Annotated in this window: 14 protein-coding genes and 1 tRNA gene; 7 read left to right on the top strand and 8 right to left on the bottom strand. The window is 67.8% G+C overall.

The window, feature by feature from the left end:
* Positions 1–1,543 (top strand): hypothetical protein (locus VF542_RS17835; RefSeq protein WP_408653045.1); only part of this gene is annotated, 1,543 nt, incomplete at its 5' end.
* Positions 1,544–1,679: 136 nt separating this feature from the next.
* Here VF542_RS17835 and VF542_RS17840 read toward each other — a convergent pair.
* Positions 1,680–1,931 (bottom strand): hypothetical protein, encoded by a 252-nt coding sequence (locus VF542_RS17840; RefSeq protein ID WP_408653046.1) that lies wholly within the window; start codon positions 1,929–1,931, stop codon positions 1,680–1,682.
* A gap of 47 nt (positions 1,932–1,978) precedes the next feature.
* Between VF542_RS17840 and VF542_RS17845 the strand changes: the two genes are divergently transcribed.
* The 3 genes from VF542_RS17845 (at position 1,979) to VF542_RS17855 (ending at position 7,602) form a co-directional block, all read left to right on the top strand.
* Complete coding sequence (locus VF542_RS17845) at positions 1,979–2,923, top strand: FAD-dependent oxidoreductase (RefSeq protein ID WP_408653047.1); 945 nt, start codon at positions 1,979–1,981, stop codon at positions 2,921–2,923.
* Between the two features lie 298 nt (positions 2,924–3,221).
* Positions 3,222–5,243 (top strand): exo-alpha-sialidase, encoded by a 2,022-nt coding sequence (locus tag VF542_RS17850; protein WP_408653048.1) that lies wholly within the window; start codon positions 3,222–3,224, stop codon positions 5,241–5,243.
* Between the two features lie 334 nt (positions 5,244–5,577).
* Complete coding sequence (locus VF542_RS17855) at positions 5,578–7,602, top strand: exo-alpha-sialidase (protein WP_408653049.1); 2,025 nt, start codon at positions 5,578–5,580, stop codon at positions 7,600–7,602.
* A gap of 122 nt (positions 7,603–7,724) precedes the next feature.
* Here the strand turns inward: VF542_RS17855 and VF542_RS17860 are convergent, their stop codons facing one another.
* The 4 genes from VF542_RS17860 to VF542_RS17875 all read right to left on the bottom strand — a co-directional run bounded on the left by VF542_RS17860 (position 7,725) and on the right by VF542_RS17875 (position 13,377).
* The gene (locus VF542_RS17860; protein ID WP_408653050.1) at positions 7,725–8,381 is read right to left on the bottom strand and encodes a hypothetical protein; all 657 of its coding nucleotides are present in this window, start codon (positions 8,379–8,381) and stop codon (positions 7,725–7,727) included.
* A gap of 136 nt (positions 8,382–8,517) precedes the next feature.
* Complete coding sequence (locus VF542_RS17865; RefSeq protein ID WP_408653051.1) at positions 8,518–11,940, bottom strand: M36 family metallopeptidase; 3,423 nt, start codon at positions 11,938–11,940, stop codon at positions 8,518–8,520.
* A gap of 236 nt (positions 11,941–12,176) precedes the next feature.
* Positions 12,177–12,809 carry a class I SAM-dependent methyltransferase gene (locus tag VF542_RS17870; RefSeq protein ID WP_408653052.1) on the bottom strand — a complete coding sequence of 211 codons (633 nt, stop codon included), beginning with the start codon at positions 12,807–12,809 and terminating at the stop codon, positions 12,177–12,179.
* A gap of 76 nt (positions 12,810–12,885) precedes the next feature.
* On the bottom strand, positions 12,886–13,377 hold the full coding sequence (locus tag VF542_RS17875) for a pyridoxamine 5'-phosphate oxidase family protein (RefSeq protein WP_408653053.1): 492 nt from the start codon (positions 13,375–13,377) through the stop codon (positions 12,886–12,888).
* Positions 13,378–13,409: 32 nt separating this feature from the next.
* Between VF542_RS17875 and VF542_RS17880 the strand changes: the two genes are divergently transcribed.
* Positions 13,410–14,042: a maleylpyruvate isomerase N-terminal domain-containing protein gene (locus tag VF542_RS17880; RefSeq protein ID WP_408653054.1), complete on the top strand. Its 633-nt coding sequence runs from the start codon at positions 13,410–13,412 to the stop codon at positions 14,040–14,042.
* Between the two features lie 77 nt (positions 14,043–14,119).
* On the opposite strand, the gene VF542_RS17885 is transcribed toward VF542_RS17880, so the two are convergent.
* Positions 14,120–14,641: an AAA family ATPase gene (locus tag VF542_RS17885; RefSeq protein WP_408653055.1), complete on the bottom strand. Its 522-nt coding sequence runs from the start codon at positions 14,639–14,641 to the stop codon at positions 14,120–14,122.
* Between the two features lie 221 nt (positions 14,642–14,862).
* Here VF542_RS17885 and VF542_RS17890 point away from each other — a divergent pair, with 221 nt between their 5' ends.
* Both VF542_RS17890 and VF542_RS17895 read left to right on the top strand, forming a co-directional pair.
* A complete protein-coding gene (locus tag VF542_RS17890) occupies positions 14,863–15,351 on the top strand; it encodes a hypothetical protein (protein ID WP_408653056.1) in 489 nt (162 codons plus the stop codon).
* Between the two features lie 104 nt (positions 15,352–15,455).
* Entirely contained in the window at positions 15,456–16,064 is a 609-nt protein-coding gene (locus VF542_RS17895; RefSeq protein WP_408653057.1) for a sulfotransferase family protein, read from the top strand.
* Between the two features lie 103 nt (positions 16,065–16,167).
* On the opposite strand, the gene VF542_RS17900 is transcribed toward VF542_RS17895, so the two are convergent.
* Positions 16,168–16,239: transfer RNA gene (locus tag VF542_RS17900), tRNA-Arg, on the bottom strand.
* A gap of 116 nt (positions 16,240–16,355) precedes the next feature.
* On the bottom strand, positions 16,356–16,753 hold a 398-nt coding region (locus VF542_RS17905), incomplete at its 5' end, for a DUF305 domain-containing protein (protein ID WP_408653058.1).

Below are 16,753 nucleotides of genomic sequence, written 5' to 3' on the forward strand. Positions count from 1 at the left end.
CTCGGGAACCATTGTGAGCACGCCACCGCCGGACTGCGCCGCCGGCACGGTCACCAAGCCCGACTGGCCCTCTGAAGCGGCCGGCGTGGTACCGACCTACCGGACGGTGCCGGCGTCGGTGGCCGCCAACTGCCCCGGCAAGGTCGTCACCTTCCTGCCCGGTTACTACGACGACGCCCAGGCGCTGAGCTCGCTGATGGACGGCAACGGCACGTGCAAGAACAGCGTCTGGTGGTTCACACCCGGCACCTACTACTTCGACTTCCACAACACGTCCAACCCGCTGCTCAGCGGCAGCGACGTCTGGACCGTCAAGGACGGGTGGTTGGTCGGCGGGACTCCGGTCGACGTCAACGGGGTGCCGGTGGTCAAGCCCGCCAGCCCGGCCACGATCCCTGGCGCCTGCCAGAACCCCATCAAGGACGACACGCCCGGCAAGGGAGTGCAGTTCATCTTCGGTGGCGACAGCCAACTCCGGGTGACCAATTCGGCTGGTGTCGAGTTGTGCGCGAACTATCACGCCCACGACAAGATGATCGCGGTGTACGGCGTGCGCAGCGGCGACGACCCCATGACGCCGCCCACCGCCACCACCAAGCCCGCTACCGTCACGAGCGCCGACGCGGTGTACGCCGGCACTGTGACCGCTGCGAAGCTGGCCAACGTCGACACCGTGGGCGCCACCTGGACCAAAGCCACCGCCCTGCCCAGCCAGACGGGTAACTTCGCCCTCAGTGGCTACGTTCCGACGACGATCCCGGCGGGGTCAGTGCTCAAGTCGGCGACCCTGAAGGTGGTGTACCAGAACACCGCCGGTGCTGCCGGCGATGTCCGAACCGTGACGTTCACCCCGGCGGGCGGGACCGCGATCACCACGACCTTGCCGGCCACCTCGGGCAGCGGGGTGCAGACCGCGTCGCTGAACGTGTTCGGCAGCAGCACCGGATCGCTGGCCGCTGCTGTGCATAGCGGCACCCTCACTGGCGCCAGCGTGAGCTACTCGGCCAAGCTGGCGCATATCGGTACCGAAACCATCGACGCCATCCAGCTGGACCTCGGCTACTTGCCGCCGACGTTCCGCGGCGAGAACACCACCATTCCGGGTGGCAACTGCCTGACCAGCACCTACACCGGTGGTTCGGCGGGGCAGTGCGCGGTGCTATCCACCCCGACCGCGTACGCCGGGGCGTTCTACATCCAGGGCACCACCTACGTAACCGAGGCGGTCATCGACCTGGCGTTGAACAACATCACCTCCCAGGTGCTGCGCTTCGGCGTGGTGGCCAGAGCGCTGTGGGTCAAGGAGACCGGGTCGATCAGCTACAGCGGCCCGGTGATCGAGGTGCCGGACAACTCGACCGGTTACGGCCCGGGCGGCACGGTGGTCTACCTCGATGTCTACCTGTGTCAGGCAGCATCGACCTGCAGCGCCGCGACCGGCAAGTTGGGTCTGCGGGCTCGGGTGCTGATCTATGACCCGACGTCGGTCCCCAACCCACCGGCGCGCCAGATCACCATCCAGAGCTGGGCAGTACAGCGCTGATCAGCCGTCACGGCAGCGCTGATCAGGCGTCACGGCAGCGCCGATCAGCCGCGTCACGGCAGCGCCGATCAGCCGCGTCACGGCAGGACGGAATGGCCCCGGGACCAGGGTTGGCCTCAGGGCGACCCTGGTGCTGCTATTCGCTGGCGGCGCTGTCGAACCGCATCAGCGTCGGGGCGCCCCCGGCCGGGGCGTCCCGGTAGGAGCCGAACCGCTTGGTGCTCTCGTCGTAGCGGACGTGCTCGTCATCACCGCTGGAGAAGACGTGCTCGCCTTCATGGCCGGCGTCCAGGCTGCAGGTGTTCTCGAACTTGTCGAGCCACCCCGCCTCGTCCCCGGCTGCCTCCCGAAGCTGACTGATCTCTGCGCCGCAGCGTCCCTCACTCATGGCGGGCATCCTAAACCCGAACGCCGGTCACATGGTGAGATTGCCCGATGAGAGTGCGCGTCGTGGGCGCCGGCGTCGTGGGCCTGACGAGTGCGCTGCGGCTGGCCGAGGCGGGCCACCGCGTCGAGGTGGTGGCGGCCGAGCTGGGGGAGGGCACCACCTCCTCGGTCGCCGCGGCGCTGTGGTACCCCTACCGAGCCACTCCCACCGCTCAGGTCAGCCGCTGGCTGACCACCAGCTACGCCGTGCTCGACGCGCTCGCGGGCGACCCGAGCACCGGCGTCCGGTTACGGAGCGGGCGGGAGTTCTTCCGCGAGCCGGTGCCCGACCCGTGGTGGCGATCGACGGTGCCGAGCCTGGGCCGGATCACCGGCGACCAGCTGCCCGCGGGCTATCTCGACGGTTACCAGCTCACGGTGCCGGTGGTGGACATGGCACTGCACCTGGGGTGGCTGGCGGCTCGGCTGCGCAAGACCGGCATCGACATCCGGGCCCGGCGGTTGGCCGACCTTCCGGCAGCGCTTGCCGGAGTCGACGCGGCGGTGAACTGCACGGGTCTCGGCGCACGGGAGCTGGCCGGCGACGGGGAGCTGAGCCCGGTCCGCGGCCAGGTCATCGTGGTCGAGCAGTTCGGCCTGAGCGAATGGCTGCTCGACCAGAACGATCCCGAGCGGCTGACCTATGTGGTGCCCAGGGGCGAGACGGTCATTCTCGGAGGGACCTCGGAGGAGGGCGATGCCGATCGCGAGGTACGCCCGGCGACTGCCGAGGCAATCCTGGCCAGGTGCGCCGCGCTGGTACCCGGGGCGGCGGGCGCCCGGATCGTCAGCCATCGGGTCGGACTGCGGCCGGCCCGGCCGGCGGTCCGGCTGGAAACCGAGTTGCTGGCCGACGGGCCGGTGGTGCACTGCTACGGCCACGGCGGCGCCGGGGTGACGCTGGCCTACGGCTGCGCCGAGGAGGTCGTCCAGCTGGTGTCCCAGCTGAATTAGCAGAGGGTCGTTACACGCCTGGGGTAATCGTGGCCGGCGTGCCCCGTGGGTCATGGCCCGCTTTCGAAATGTGTTGGATACCCCATTTACCTGCAGCCATTCGCGGAGTAGGTTCGCCGCGTCCACATTCCACGCAATCGCTCAGGTATGCCTTACAAGGCACGATCGTTCAGAATCGAGCGTCGTGTGCCCTTAGTCGCGCCTGGGCTCTTTGCGTCGGGGTTCCACGCCGAGCGCGGCTGCGCGCCGGCTTTCGTCCGAGCGCGTCCCGCTCGCGCTCGAGTGCCTGGAGGTGCACGTGAGACGTTCTATCGGCTTCGCCGCCGCCGCCACCGCGTTGGCGATGGTGGCGCTACCGCTGGCGGTGACGACGGGCAGCAGCCCCGCCCACGCCACGGGGATTTCCTACGACCAGCTGAGCCCCATCCAGAAGCGACTGCTCTCGGGCAGCTCGGCGTTGGCCCTGCAGGCTGCGGCCGGCAGCAACAACTCGAACTCCTCGTTCGCCCCCACGTACACCCCGCGTGGCAACGGTGACAAGGGTTGCCAGGACATCCTGTCCTCCAACGTGAAGGTCAACGCCAACTGCCTGAACATCAGCGATCCGGACCTTGCCGGCCGCGGGCAGGCCAACAACGAGACCTCCATCGCCTACGACCCGAACGACACCAACGTCATGATCGCGTCGGCCAACGACTACCGCACCGGTGACGGCAACTGCTACACCTCCTACACCGCCGACGGCGGCCGGACCTGGCAGGACAGCACGCCGCCGACCAGCTTCACCCGTGGCCGGGTCACCAACGTCGTCGACTTCGGGGCCACCCGGGAGTACTGGGGCGGCGGGGGCGACACCTCGGTTGCCTTTGACACCAAGGGCAACGGCTACCTGAGCTGCCAGCTGTTCAACCGCGGCCGGCCGACCTCGAACAACTCGGACACCTCCAGCGCGCTGGTCGTCTACCGCTCCACCCAGAACGGCGGCGCGTCGTGGAACTTCCCGGGCCGCTACGTCCGGGCCAGCGCCGACGTCACCGGCAGCGGCATCTCGCCGTTCCTGGACAAGCAGCTGATGACGGTCGACAACCACGTCGGCAGCCCGTACCAGGACCGGGTCTACGTCTCCTGGACGGAATTCGCCTCTGACGGCTCGGCCTTCATCTACGAGGCCCACTCGCCGGACTACGGCGAGCACTTCACGCCGCCGAAGCTGGTGAGCACGACCAGCCCGCTGTGCGTGAACACCTACGGCGCGGGCACCGTGGCCACCACCGGCCAGCACTCCAACTGCAACGAGAACCAGTTCTCGCAGCCCTTCACCGGCCCCGACGGGAACCTCTACATCGTCTACGCCAACTTCAACAACGCGGTCAGCGCCGGACTGCCGGAAGAGGATGACGGCGAGGACGGCGAGGACGGCGAGGATGACGGCGCGGACGCGGCCGCCACCACTCCTGCCGACAACCGCAACCAGATGCTGCTGTCGAAGTCGATCGACGGCGGCAACACCTTCCTGCCGCCGGTGAAGGTCAGCGACTACTACGACCTGCCGGACTGCGCGACCTACCAGCAGGGCAAGGACCCGGGCCGGTCCTGCGTGCCGGAGAAGAACGCCACCGCGAATTCCTACTTCCGCGCGGTCAACTACCCCTCCGGAGCGGTCGACCCGACCAACCCGAACAAGGTCGTCGTCACGTTCGGCTCCTACATCAACCGGCACTCCAACGAGGCCAACGGCTGCGTCCCCACCGGCTTCAGCCCGTTCGGGACGAACGTGTACACCGGTGTGAAGACCCCCGGAGCCTGCAACAACGACATCCTGATCAGCGTGTCCACCAACAAGGGCAACACGTTCACCGGGACTGTGCAGGACCCGCGGGTGATGCAGGTGGTCACGACCGATCCGGGTCAGGCGACCACCGACCAGTGGTGGCAGTGGACCGACTTCACCAGGACCGGCAAGCTGGCCACCTCGTACTACGACCGGCAGTACGGCAGCGACGAGTTCACCGGGTTCTCCGACGTGAGCCTGTCCGGCAGCAGCAACCTGACGGACTACGGAGTCGTCCGGGTGACCTCGTCGTCGATGCCGCCGCCCACCCAGTTCGACGGCACGTTCTTCGGTGACTACACCGGCCTGGTGGCGCCGACGAATGCCAACCCGCTGTGGATGGACACCCGCAACCCCGAGCTGTTCGTCTGCCCGGGTACCGCAACGTCCAGTAGCGCACCCCAGCTGTGCACCTCCAGCGCGTCCAATGCGGCGGTGGCCAACGACCAGGAGCTGCGGACTGCCAACGTGCCGGTCCCCAGCAGGTGATCAGCAAGTAGCCAGCAAGTAATCAACCAGCGGAGGGGCGCTGCCGGATAACCGGCAGCGCCCCCTTCCTGTCCGGAGCCGAGCTCGCAGCCAACGGTCACAGTCCGGATTAGCTTCGAAACAGCCATTTACGAGCAGGAGGTTCCGGAGTACGTTTGCTCCGTCTTGTTCAGCGTCATTGCCTCAGGTTCGTCATCGCCTGGCACAACCGTTCAGCCACGAGCGCCGTGTATTCCAGCCGCGCCTGACCGTGCGTTGAGCCCGCCGAGCGCGGCTGCGCCCGGCTTCGTTTCCGGGTGTGGGCCGTCCGCGCCCGGTGTGCCTGGAGGTGCACGTGAAACGTTCCATCGGCCTTGCCGCCGCCGCGACCACGTTGGCGATGGTGGCATTACCCCTCGGCGTGGTGAGTACGGGCAGCAGTCCCGCTCTTGCCGCCGGGTTCTCCTACAAGACCCTGACGCCACTGCAGAAGCGGCTGCTCTCCGGCGGTTCCGCGATGGCCCTGCAGGGTGCCGGCGCCAGCACCCTGCGCGCCAACTCCTCGACGAAGCCCTCCTACTTCCCACAGAGTGACGATGGCTGCACGGCGAGGATCTCCTTCAACATCAAGGTCAACACCAACTGCCTGAACATCAGTGACCCGGACCTCGCCGGCCGCGGGCAGGCCAACAACGAGACCTCCATCGCCTATGACCCCCGCAACCCCCGTGTCATGGTGGCCTCGGCCAACGACTACCGCACCGGAGACGGCAACTGCTACACCCACTACAGCCGCGACGGTGGTCGCAACTGGCAGGACAGCACGCCGCCGACCAGCTTCACCCGTGGCCAGGTGGACAACGTCGTCGACTTCGGGGCCGCCCGCCAGTACTGGGGCGGTGGCGGTGACACGTCGGTGGCCTTCGACACCAAGGGCAACGCCTACCTGAGCTGCCAGCTGTTCAACCGTGGCGAGCCGGTCTCGAACAACCCGGACATTTCCAGTGCGCTGGTGGTGTACCGCTCGACCAAGAACGGCGGTGCGTCGTGGAACTTCCCCGGTCGCTACGTCCGGGCCAGCGCCGACGTCACCGCCAGTGGGGTGCCGCCGTTCCTGGACAAGCAGCTGATGACGGTCGACAACCACGTCGGCAGCCCGTACCAGGACCGGGTCTACGTCTCCTGGACGGAATTCGCCTCTGACGGCTCGGCCTTCATCTACGAGGCCCACTCCTCGGACTACGGCGAGCACTTCACGCCCCCGAAGCTGGTGAGCACGACCAGCCCGCTGTGCGTGCAGACCTACGGCGCGGGCACCGTGGCCACCACCGGCCAGCACTCCAACTGCAACGAGAACCAGTTCTCGCAGCCCTTCACCGGCCCGGACGGGAACCTCTACATCGTCTACGCCAACTTCAACAACGCGGTCAGTGCGGGCCTGCCGGAAGACCCTGACGAGGATCGCGGCGACGGTGGCGACGCCGACGCCGGCGCGGCCGCGGCCGCCGCTGCTCCCGCCGACAACCGCAACCAGATGCTGCTGTCGAAGTCGGTCGACGGCGGCAACACCTTCTCGCCGCCGGTCAAGGTCAGCGACTACTACGACCTGCCGGACTGCGCGACCTACCAGGCCGGCAAGGACCCGGGCCGGTCCTGCGTGCCGGAGAAGGGCACTTCCACCAACTCTTACTTCCGCGCGGTCAACTACCCCTCCGGAGCGGTCGACCCGACCAACTCGAAGAAGGTCGTCGTCACGTTCGGCTCCTACATCAACCGGCACTCCAACGAGGCCAACGGCTGCGTCCCCACCGGCTTCAGTTCGTTCGGGACGAACGTGTACACCGGTGTGAAGACCCCCGGAGCCTGCAACAACGACATCCTGATCAGCGTGTCCACCAACAAGGGTGGCACCTTCACCGGGACGACGAAGGACCCGCGGGTGCTCCAGACGGTGACCACCGATCGGCGCCAGGCGACCACCGATCAGTGGTGGCAGTGGACCGACTTCACCAGGACCGGCAAGCTGGCCACCTCGTACTACGACCGGCAGTACGGCAGCGACGAGATGACCGGGTACTCCGACGTCAGCCTGTCCGGCAGCAAGGACCTGAGGCACTTCGGGGTCAAGCGGGTGACGTCGTCCTCGATGCCGCCGCCCACCCAGTTCGAGGGCGTGTTCTACGGTGACTACACCGGTCTGGCCGCACCGTCGAATGCCTATCCGCTGTGGTCGGACACTCGTACTCCTGCACTGTTCGTGTGCCCGGGCACCGCAACGGCCGGGACCCCGCCACGGCTCTGCACCGCCAGCGCGTCCAATGCGAAGGTGGCCAACGACCAGGAGCTGCGGACTGCCATCGTCTCGGTCCCCAGCAAGTAGTCAGCAGTAATCAGCCAGCAAGTAGTCAGCAGTAATCAGCAAGTAATCAGCTGGTGAAAGGGGCGCTGCCGGTATCCCGGCAGCGCCCCTCAGCTGTGCGGTGTTCTGCTGCCGCGGGTGTTCTAGTGCCGCCGCATCCGGTCGGCCACCGATGCCAGCGCGAGGCTGACCGCACCGCTGAGGAAGACCAGGCCCACTACGGCCTGGATCATCTCTACGGCGAGCAGGCCGGTGGGTTTCAGGCACGAGGTCAGAGGGCAGGGATCCACGCCCTCGCCGAGCGTGGCCAGCGTGCTGAGGCTGCCGTGGACGGCATGCACTGCGTCCAACCGGCCTGGATAGGCGTGCGCGCCGGCAGTCTCCGGATAGTAGAGCCAGTACGCGACCGCGAAGCCGACGACGATGCCGACCGCTGTCAGGATCAGGACGGCGATGATCAGCCACCAGCCGTCAGAACTCGGCGGTCCACCGCCACCGCCGCCGTCGCCGTCATCCGGGTCGGGATCCTCCGGGCTACGCCGCCATACCCGGATGACGGAGGCCACGAATGCGGCCAGCAGCACCGCCAGGCCGGTCCACACACTGATGGCGAGCAATGTGGCGGGCCCGCCGGTGGGTTGGAGGGTGAAGGTCAGGACGTAGAGCACCACGAGCACTAGATCGGCGGTGGCTATCAGGGCCACGGACGCGCCGGCGTGAAGGCCGGAGCCCGAACCACCAGTCCGGTGAGCCGCCGCCGCCGTCACCGATTCGCGTGCCGGTTCAGACAGTGCTGACATGGCGCGGAAGTTACTACCGCCTCGAGCTCAGCGATAGACCGCCGGGCACGGTGTGTCGTTGCCCGGAGCTGACAGAACGACGCCCGCTCGGCATGGTTCGGGCCGAGCGGGCGTCGTCCAGGGGATGGATGATGGTTTAGGAGAATGCCTCGATCTCAGCAGCCTTGACCGTCGGTCCGCTCGGGGTGAACAGCGGGTTGGTGGTGCTCGCGCCGGTGACGCAGTCGCTGTCGCTCGTCGGATCGTTGTCCTGGTCACCCTGGTACGCCGGTCCTCCGGTGCACTGGTTGTGCAGCACGATCAGCTTCAGGTGCGTCGCCGTCCGGTCAGGGACGTCGAAGCGCCGCATCAGCAGGTCGGGCGCCAGTGGCCGTGGCTGCACACCGGGGAAGGCGTTCGACGGGCTGGTGTAGATGGTGGTGAAGCCCGCCGGACTGGTGCAGTTGGCGTTGGCCGTGCTGGCGGTGCAGACCGCGATGGCGAACTGCCGCAGCGCGTCGAAGCGGCCGCCGGTCTGCTGGGTGAAGGCACTGACCTGCACCGTGCGGACCGTTGCCGGACCGGTCGCGGTCCGCGCCAGGCGCACCGTCACCGACGGCTTGCTGACGTTGACCGGCACCGCGGTGTTGTCGGTCCAGGTGGTCGACTCGTCATCGTCGATCAGAGCGCCGGTATTGACGCTGGTGGCATCGCCGGTGACCGTCGCCCCGTTGGCGGCTGAGGCCAGGTTGGTCTTCAGCGCCAACGTGCGCGACGCCGTCGTACGGGCCGTCACGGTCTGGGTGAAGCTCTGAACACCGAATCCAGCCTTGCGCACCGTGATGGTGTAGGTGCCGGGCTCGGCGTTGAACGTGACGCCGCCGTTGAGGTTCGACGTGGCCACCTCGGTGACCCCGGCCGAGTACGGGCCGACGTAGAGCTTGGCACCGCTCACCTTCGCACCGCCCTGGTCCACGGCGCTCAGCGTGAAGTTCACGGTGCCCGCCTGCGACCCGGTCAGCCCGACGAAGCTGGGCCTGGGGTCGGTGTCGTCAGTGCCGTTGGTCGAGGCGTCCTTTCCGAAGCCCCGCTTGGCGAATGCCGTCCACAGCGCCGCCTGGTTGGCGCCGCCGAAGCGCATCATGTCAGCGGCCAGGTAACTGTCCCGGGCGTCGAGCATGCTGTCGGCAGCCGGCTGCATGAGCCAGCCGTCGTAGACCAGCTGGATCCAGCGCCGGTTGCCCGGGCACTGGTCGGCCGGCAACGCGCCCTGGGCGCACCGCAGTTGCAGGGCGGTGTTGGACTCGGGGTAGGTGCTGTTGTACTTGGCGACGAGGGCCTGGCGGATGTCGTAGTTCACCGCGTTCCACACCTCGCCGTCGGCGTGCACCTCGGCACCGGTGATGTCGTAGCCGATGTCGCTGTAGTTCAACGGGTTGGTGTTGAGCCCGTAGTTGCGGATGCCTCGCTCCTTGTTGCCGGTGACGTAGGGTCCTTCGGCCCAGGGGTTCTCACCGTTCTGCGGGGTGTAACCGAACTCGTGCAGGTACTCCAGCGCGTCGAGGTCGCTCCAGCTCTCGCCCATCGAGCCCGCCTGGTGGCCGGAGAGCCCGTCGTCCGGGCCGCCCACCATCCGGTTGCTGATCAGGTGGGTGTACTCGTGGCCGAACACCGAGGTGTCGTAGTCACCGTCGGTGCAGGCCGCGTAGAAGGCTCCGGAGATCGGCTGGAACAGGTACTGGTTGGTGATCGGCGCGATGCCGTCGTTGAGGGTGGTCTGGTTGGCATTGTCGCGGCCCTCGTAGGAGGGGGCGCCGCCGCTGATCGCGCCGGCCTGGACATCGCCGACCTCGGGATCGCCCTGGGCGCCGCCGTTGCCGTAGTTGCTGACCTGGGCGTTGTAGTTGTCCTCGGTGAAGCCCAGGAAGTAGCTGAAGTCGTGGAACCGGTTGTGGCCTGCGAACAGGTTGGTCACCGACGCGTCGATGTCATTGCGGCTGGGTGAGGCGAAGCTCGCCTGGTCGCACTTGGAGGTGTTCCACTGGTTGGTCCAGGGGAAACTGTAGTTGCGGTCCGCGGCGAACGGGCGCTGGCCGGCCGGGCCGGGGGTGAGCGGTGACAGCCACGACTCGGCCGTCAGCGCGTTGTTACCGGAGGTGGTGAAGGTCGGCAGGCCGGTGTTCGGGTTGACGTCCCACGGCGCCCGGGAGGCGAGGTTCTGCTCCTTGCGGTCGCAGCCGGTCTGGTTGGCGGTCTCCCAGCAGCCGGTCTTGCGGTTGTCGGTCGAGGAGTAGTCCAGCGGCGGGGCGTTGAAGAAGTACTTCCACTTCGGCGGGTAGGGCAGGCCGGCGCCGGACGGGCTGGCGGTGTCGGAGGCCAGGAACACCCCGGAAGCGGTGTACGGGGCGACGAACGGGCCGACCGGGTTGGGCGACGGGCAGGCCTGCACGAAGTAGTCCCCGGCCGGCACGCCACTGCTGGGGGCGTAGGTCAGCTCTTCCTGGCCCACGCCGGCGTCGCTGCTCGCCGCGACTGTCACGCCGTTGAAAACCAGCCTGATCACGATGTCGTTGCTGGGCACCGTCGAGGTCGCGGCGACCGTGATCTGCTTGGTCGCGGCGTCGACCGTGCCGCCCGGCACCGACGGGCCGCACCCGGTGTCGGTGAAGGCGGCGGTGAACTGGTTGCTGGCCTCGCTCTGGTCGACGCGGTTGTAGCGCATCAGGATGTCGCCGGTGACCGCGTCGACGAAGACGGTGTAGGCGTGTGCCGAACCGCCCTGCACGTCGAGCACGATGGTTTCGTAGGCCGGGCGGGCCTGCCCGGCGGGGGTCGGGACCGCGACCAGGCGAGCCCGCTGCTGCTGGCCGAAGCCGGTCGCGGTGAAGACGTCCCAGCCGTCCTTGACGGTCGGGGCCGACAGCGCGGTCGGCGCGACGGTACGCCCGACGTTTGCGGCGGCCTTGAGCCAGGCCTCGGTGGCCGACAGCGTGGCGGCCGGCGGCGCGGTCTGCGGACCGGTTGCCGAGGAGGAGACGTACACGACCTTGTCGCCTGCGACGCTGACGTCGATCAGGCCGTCCTGCGCGGCGGGCAGCGACCCGTATTGCTGGCGGAACAGCACCGCGTGACCGGCGCCGTCGGCGGTGCGCTGGTCGTTGAGCAGCGGGAGGGAGTCGACCTCGGCGGAGCTCAGCCGGAACAGCACGGCGTTGCTCTTGAGCCAGGCGCGGGCCACGGCGACCGCGTCACCGGTGTAACCGGTGCCCAGGTACCCGCCGTAGGTGATCATCGAGCCGACCGTGCCGTACCGGTTGAACCGGGCGGCGGCGTCGAGTTCGGCGAGCCGATCCTGCTGCGCGGCGGTCGGGGCGACGGTTCCGACGCGGGCGTCGAAGTCGGAGAAGCCGATCGGGACGTCGAGCAGGGACAGGTTGGTGCTACCCAGGGCGGCCACGGTCGACGGCGCGGCGAAGGCGCCCACGCCACCGGTCATGCCGATGGCCACACCGGTGGCCAGCGCGGCTGCGCTGAGCTGGACGGCAACGCGGCGTCGCCGACCTCGGACGGATTGGGTCATGGAGCCTCCACGGACGGGGCCGGATCGGGTGCAGGCGGCCGCTTCTTCTTGTCGAATACCTACCAACGTGCGGATTCGGGAAAGGTTGCGCGGCTCTTGAGGAAAGTTGCGGGGTCCCAGCGGCGCGGCTCGCGGGTGGGGGTCGGTGCGCTCGGGCTACTGCTGATCCTGCGCGAGCGGCATGCCACGGAGGGGGACGAACTCGCCGGCGTAGCGCCGCCTGCTGGGTAGCTGGATCAGGCGCGCCTGATCGTGGCAAGCCAGGCCTGGACTCGTCCGGGTTCGTTGGTGATCTCGATCCCCGATGGCTCGATCGTCTCCACCTGCCAGCCTTCGGTGAAGCAGCGCCGGATCTCCTCCTGCCGGATCCGGCGCGGGCCCCAGTCGCCCGGTTCCAGGTCACTGAAACACAGCATGTGGTAGCGAGCGCCGGCTGCGGTGCAACCGCGCAGGCTCGCTGCGAACGTCGACCGGTCCGGGTCGCTGAGGACGTGGAACAGCCCGCAGTCAAGAACCGTGTCGAAGGTGCCGAGCCCGGTCAGTTGCAGGGCATCGGCTGTCAGGAACCGCGCGGCCAGAGCTCGCTGCTCGGCCTTGCGGGTCGCGATCGCGATGGCAGTGGCTGCCAGGTCGACACCGGTCGCCCGCAGCCCGAGGGCGGCAGCCATCAGGGCGTGCTCGCCGGTGCCGCACCCGACATCCAGCACCTGCCCCACCAGGTGTCCGGCGTCGGCCAGCCGCACGAAGGCCGGCTGCGGCCTGCCGATGTCCCAGGCCGGCGTGCCGGCCTGGTAGGTGGCCTCGAACTCCTCGACGGCTCTGGCCGAGCCCCGCCGCGGCGGCGCCCCGGAAGGCCCTGAATCCGCCACGACGCCCCCTCAGCACGTTGAGGCACCTCACACTACGCAGCCTCCGAGGTCGCCGCGGGTGATCCTGGCGGGGTGGTCAGTGCTTGCGGATGACCCGCTCCGGCTGGCCCGGCGTCCAGACGGTGATGTCGAGGTGGCCGTCGGCGTACTCGACGGCGGAGGCGCCGGTCAGGTCGGTGTCATAGAGGTAGTCGAACTCGCTGCCTCGCAGGTCCAGGCCGGTGCCGGCGAACAGGTCATCGGCGAAGCGCTGGTGCAGCGCCGGGTCCCGCACGTCGCGGGCCAGGCCCCAGAGCTTGGCGTCGCCGTCGGTGACCTGGGTGTCGACGGTGGCGGTGTGCAGGCAGAACCGTGGGTCGCGCGCCAGGTCGCGGAACTTGGTGGTGCCAGGCATGCCGACCAGCCACAACCGGCCTTCGAAGACCCTGGGCTCCATCGGGCTGATCCGCGGGAAGCCGTCGGAACGAAGGGTGGCCAGCATGCACAGGTTGCCGGTCGCCGCGTGCCGCCTGGTGAAGATGGCGGCGATCCGGGGGGCGCGTTCGGCGAAATCCTGCCAACCGATCATGGGCGAGATGCTAGTTGTCATAGCATCGCGCCATGCGGCCCGACCACGTCGAGACCCTCGGCCAGCTCGAACAGTCCCATGCCCGGCTCACGGCGACCCTGGCCGGGCTCAGCGAGGAGCAGGCCCGGGCAGGTTCGTTGCTGCCCGGCTGGAGCCGCGGGCATGTCGTCACCCATCTGTGCCGCAACGCCGACGCCCTGCGCAGGCTGGCGCTCGGGGCGTTGAACGGCGTGCCGGCCGAGATGTATCCCGGTGGCCCTGAGGCGCGCAACGCCGCGATCGAGGAAGGCGCCGATCGGCCGGTGGAGTTGCTGGTGGCCGATCACGACTTTGCCGGGTCACGGCTGATCGGCGTCCTACGGGGCCTGCCCAGCGATGCTCTCGATACCCCGGTGACCTGGCGCAAGCCCATCACCGCGGGCGACCTGGCGATGCTGCGGTGGAAGGAGATCGAGATCCATCATCTGGACCTGGGCCTGGAGTACACCGCAGGCGACTGGCCGCCGGAATTCGTGGAAGCGACCCTGGGCACCGAACTGCCCGAGCTGAGCAAGGCCGCCGCTGACGTGGAAGTGCCGGACCTTCCCAGGCACGAACTACTTGCCTGGCTGGTGGGACGCCCCACCCGCCCCGGCCTTCCGGACCTCCCGAGCTGGCCGTTCTGAACCATCGGGTCGTGGAGGACTCGTCCTGGGACGGCGCATCGAGCAGTTACCGGCAATGGATGGAACGCTGATTTGCTTCAGGAAGCTCCGGTGTGTGGGCTGTCGAGTTGCATCGCTCTGCGAACGATCTCGTCGACGACCTGCGTGATCGGCGCGGTTGCGTCGATGGAGATGCCGTTGTTCGGCACGTCTGCTTTCGTGCGATGCCATCGCTCGATGAGTTCGCGATCCGTTGGCTTCCCGCCGCCCCACTCGGAGTCCGGTCGCTCGTCAAGGCGCCGATTCAATGTGTCGAGGTCGACTTCAAGGATGAAGACACCGTCGAACAGGTCTATGAACTTGGCAAAATTGCGTGAACCGCCGCAGAAGAATGTCACCGCCTCGTCCTGGTTGGCGGCCAACGCTTTCACTTTGTCCACGTGCCAGATGTGGTGCTCGTGTGCGAGCTCATCCGTCGGCTCACCGGTTTCCGGATCGCCTTGATAAGCCAATTCACGGTCACCATGAATGGCATGATAACCGCGCCGCTGCAATTCATTGCAGACCGAAGTCTTGCCGGTACCGGAAAGACCTTCGATCAGATAGTTCCGCATGCCCACTCAACTATGGTAACGGCGTAGCCGACTCACCTGGCCGGGAGGGCTGCGGCGGCGTAGCGGGATGAAGGGCCGGATGGTGGGCCGCAGGATCGACTCCTCGGCTACCGTCGCGGGGAGCTGCCACCGTTGGAGGGAGACCATGATTGCGGCGCAAATATCGTCGCTGGGCAGCTATGATTCGGTCAGTGCGCTAGCTTTTCCCTTGATAGCGGAGGCGACGGGTGTTTCAGCAATCGAGCGCAGTCACATCGCACGCCTCCATACTCGCGGCGCAGATTCAGTCACGAGCCGACGTATTCCTCGCCGGCGGTACCCTCATCGCCTGCCTCGCCTTGATGTTCCTTTATAACTGGCAGACGACCCGAAAATCCAAGGGCGGGTACCGGCGCTTCATCAACTGGACCAGCGCGCAGCGGGCCGAAGCGCGGCAGTATCAGGCGGAGCGGCGCCGTATGCCGCCCTCGCCGGTCGCTGTCGAGACCAGTAGACAGGCGAAGATCTGGCGCAAGGCTGCCTGGGCGCTGGGAGTGGTGTCCATCGGTTTCGCGGCCTGTTCGGGTGCAACCAGCACCCCTTCGATGGAGTGGACGGCCATCGCGATCTCCGGAGTATTCATGGGTGTGTGCATCATATTCTATGTGACAGAGATTTACCTGGAATATAAGGCCTTGAAACAGCAACGTGAATACGACGAATTGCAGTCAAGCTGATCCCTAGATGCGGCATTGGTACATCCTGGCGCGCGGCCTGGGGCATGGTGCAGCCGGAGGTTGGGAGACCGCGCCCGGGGACGGGACCGCCGTAGTATGCGGTGGTGACGCTGCGAGTGATCGGGCCCGGGCTTGGCCGGACGGGCACCTACTCCCTGAAGCTGGCGCTGGAAAGGCTGCTGGGCGGGCGCTGCCACCACATGGCGGAGGTGCTCGCCGACCGCGAGCGCCACCTGGCGTTGTGGGCTCCCGTTCTGCGGGGCGAGGAGGTGGACTGGGAGCAGGTCTTCGCCGGCTACGTCGCCCAGGTCGACTTCCCTGGAGCAGTGTTCTGGCCGGAGCTCAGCGAGGCATTCCCCGACGCCCTCGTCGTGCTCTCGATCCGGCCCGCCGATGCCTGGTACCGCAGCGCGGCGTCGACCATCTTCCAGCTCGGCGACGAGCACGGGTCGTCCCCGTTCGGCGACGTGTGGCGGGAGCGGTTCGGCGACCGGTTCGACGACCCGGCGGCGATGATCGCCGCCTACGAGCGGCACAACGCCGCCGTCCGGTCCGCCATCCCCGCGAACCGCCTCCTGGAGTGGACCGTCGCCGACGGCTGGGAGCCCCTGTGCGACAGCCTGGGGGTTCCGGTCCCCGCCGAGCCGTTCCCCTGGACCAACACCACTGAGGAGTTCCGGGTCCACAACCGCCTGGACGCCGGACCGGCGTGATCCCTGTGCGCCAGCCTTGGCTTGTATGGGACCTCGGCGGACGTTGCCTTTAGTGGTCCCGGCCTGGCCTGGGTTTGAAGAGCCACCTCGGCTCTCGCAGATGTGCCCCCGGCAGGATTCGAACCTGCGCTTCTACCTCCGGAGGGTAGCGCTCTATCCCCTGAGCTACGGGGGCCTGACGGCCCTGATTCACCACTGGTCCAACACCGGTCAGCGCGCGGCGAACGCTGCCCACTGACCGCCGAGAATGCTATCAGCCTGGCTTGAGGACCCCGGGCGGGGAGGAGGGGGTCAGGCCGGCGGCGGCAGCGGGCTGGCGCCCCGCTCGCGCAGCATCTTCTCCATCAGCACGATCTCGGCGCCCTGGCCGGTGGCCATCTTCTGGGCAGCGTTGCGCACATACGGCTCAGTGGCGTGCTCGGCCCCGTACCGCGCCATCGGCAGGCCGCCCTGGTGATGGCGCAGCATCAGCTGCAGGAAGAAGACGTCCATCGCCTTGCCGGTCATCGTCTGCAACTTGTCGACCTCGGCCTGGGTAGCCATCCCCGGCATCAGGCCACCGGAGGCCATCGAAGTCATGTCGTGCCCACCGGACATCCAGCTCATCTGCGCTCCCGGGTTCTCCGGCGGCAATCCCCAGGCTTCCAGCCAACCCTGCATCTGCCCGACCTGATTGAACTGGCTGGTCT

The sequence above is a fragment of the Jatrophihabitans sp. genome (assembly GCF_036389215.1).
In the GTDB taxonomy this organism is placed as follows: Bacteria; Actinomycetota; Actinomycetes; order Mycobacteriales; family Jatrophihabitantaceae; genus Jatrophihabitans_A.

What these genes read in the sequence shown, in the direction of transcription:
- VF542_RS17860 (WP_408653050.1), bottom strand. Translation starts at nt 8,381, where the DNA reads ATGTCAGCACTGTCTGAACCGGCACGCGAATCGGTGACGGCGGCGGCG.
- VF542_RS17880 (WP_408653054.1), top strand. Translation starts at nt 13,410, where the DNA reads ATGCGGCCCGACCACGTCGAGACCCTCGGCCAGCTCGAACAGTCCCAT.
- VF542_RS17840 (WP_408653046.1), bottom strand. Translation starts at nt 1,931, where the DNA reads ATGAGTGAGGGACGCTGCGGCGCAGAGATCAGTCAGCTTCGGGAGGCA.
- VF542_RS17845 (WP_408653047.1), top strand. Translation starts at nt 1,979, where the DNA reads ATGAGAGTGCGCGTCGTGGGCGCCGGCGTCGTGGGCCTGACGAGTGCG.
- VF542_RS17865 (WP_408653051.1), bottom strand. Translation starts at nt 11,940, where the DNA reads ATGACCCAATCCGTCCGAGGTCGGCGACGCCGCGTTGCCGTCCAGCTC.
- VF542_RS17875 (WP_408653053.1), bottom strand. Translation starts at nt 13,377, where the DNA reads ATGATCGGTTGGCAGGATTTCGCCGAACGCGCCCCCCGGATCGCCGCC.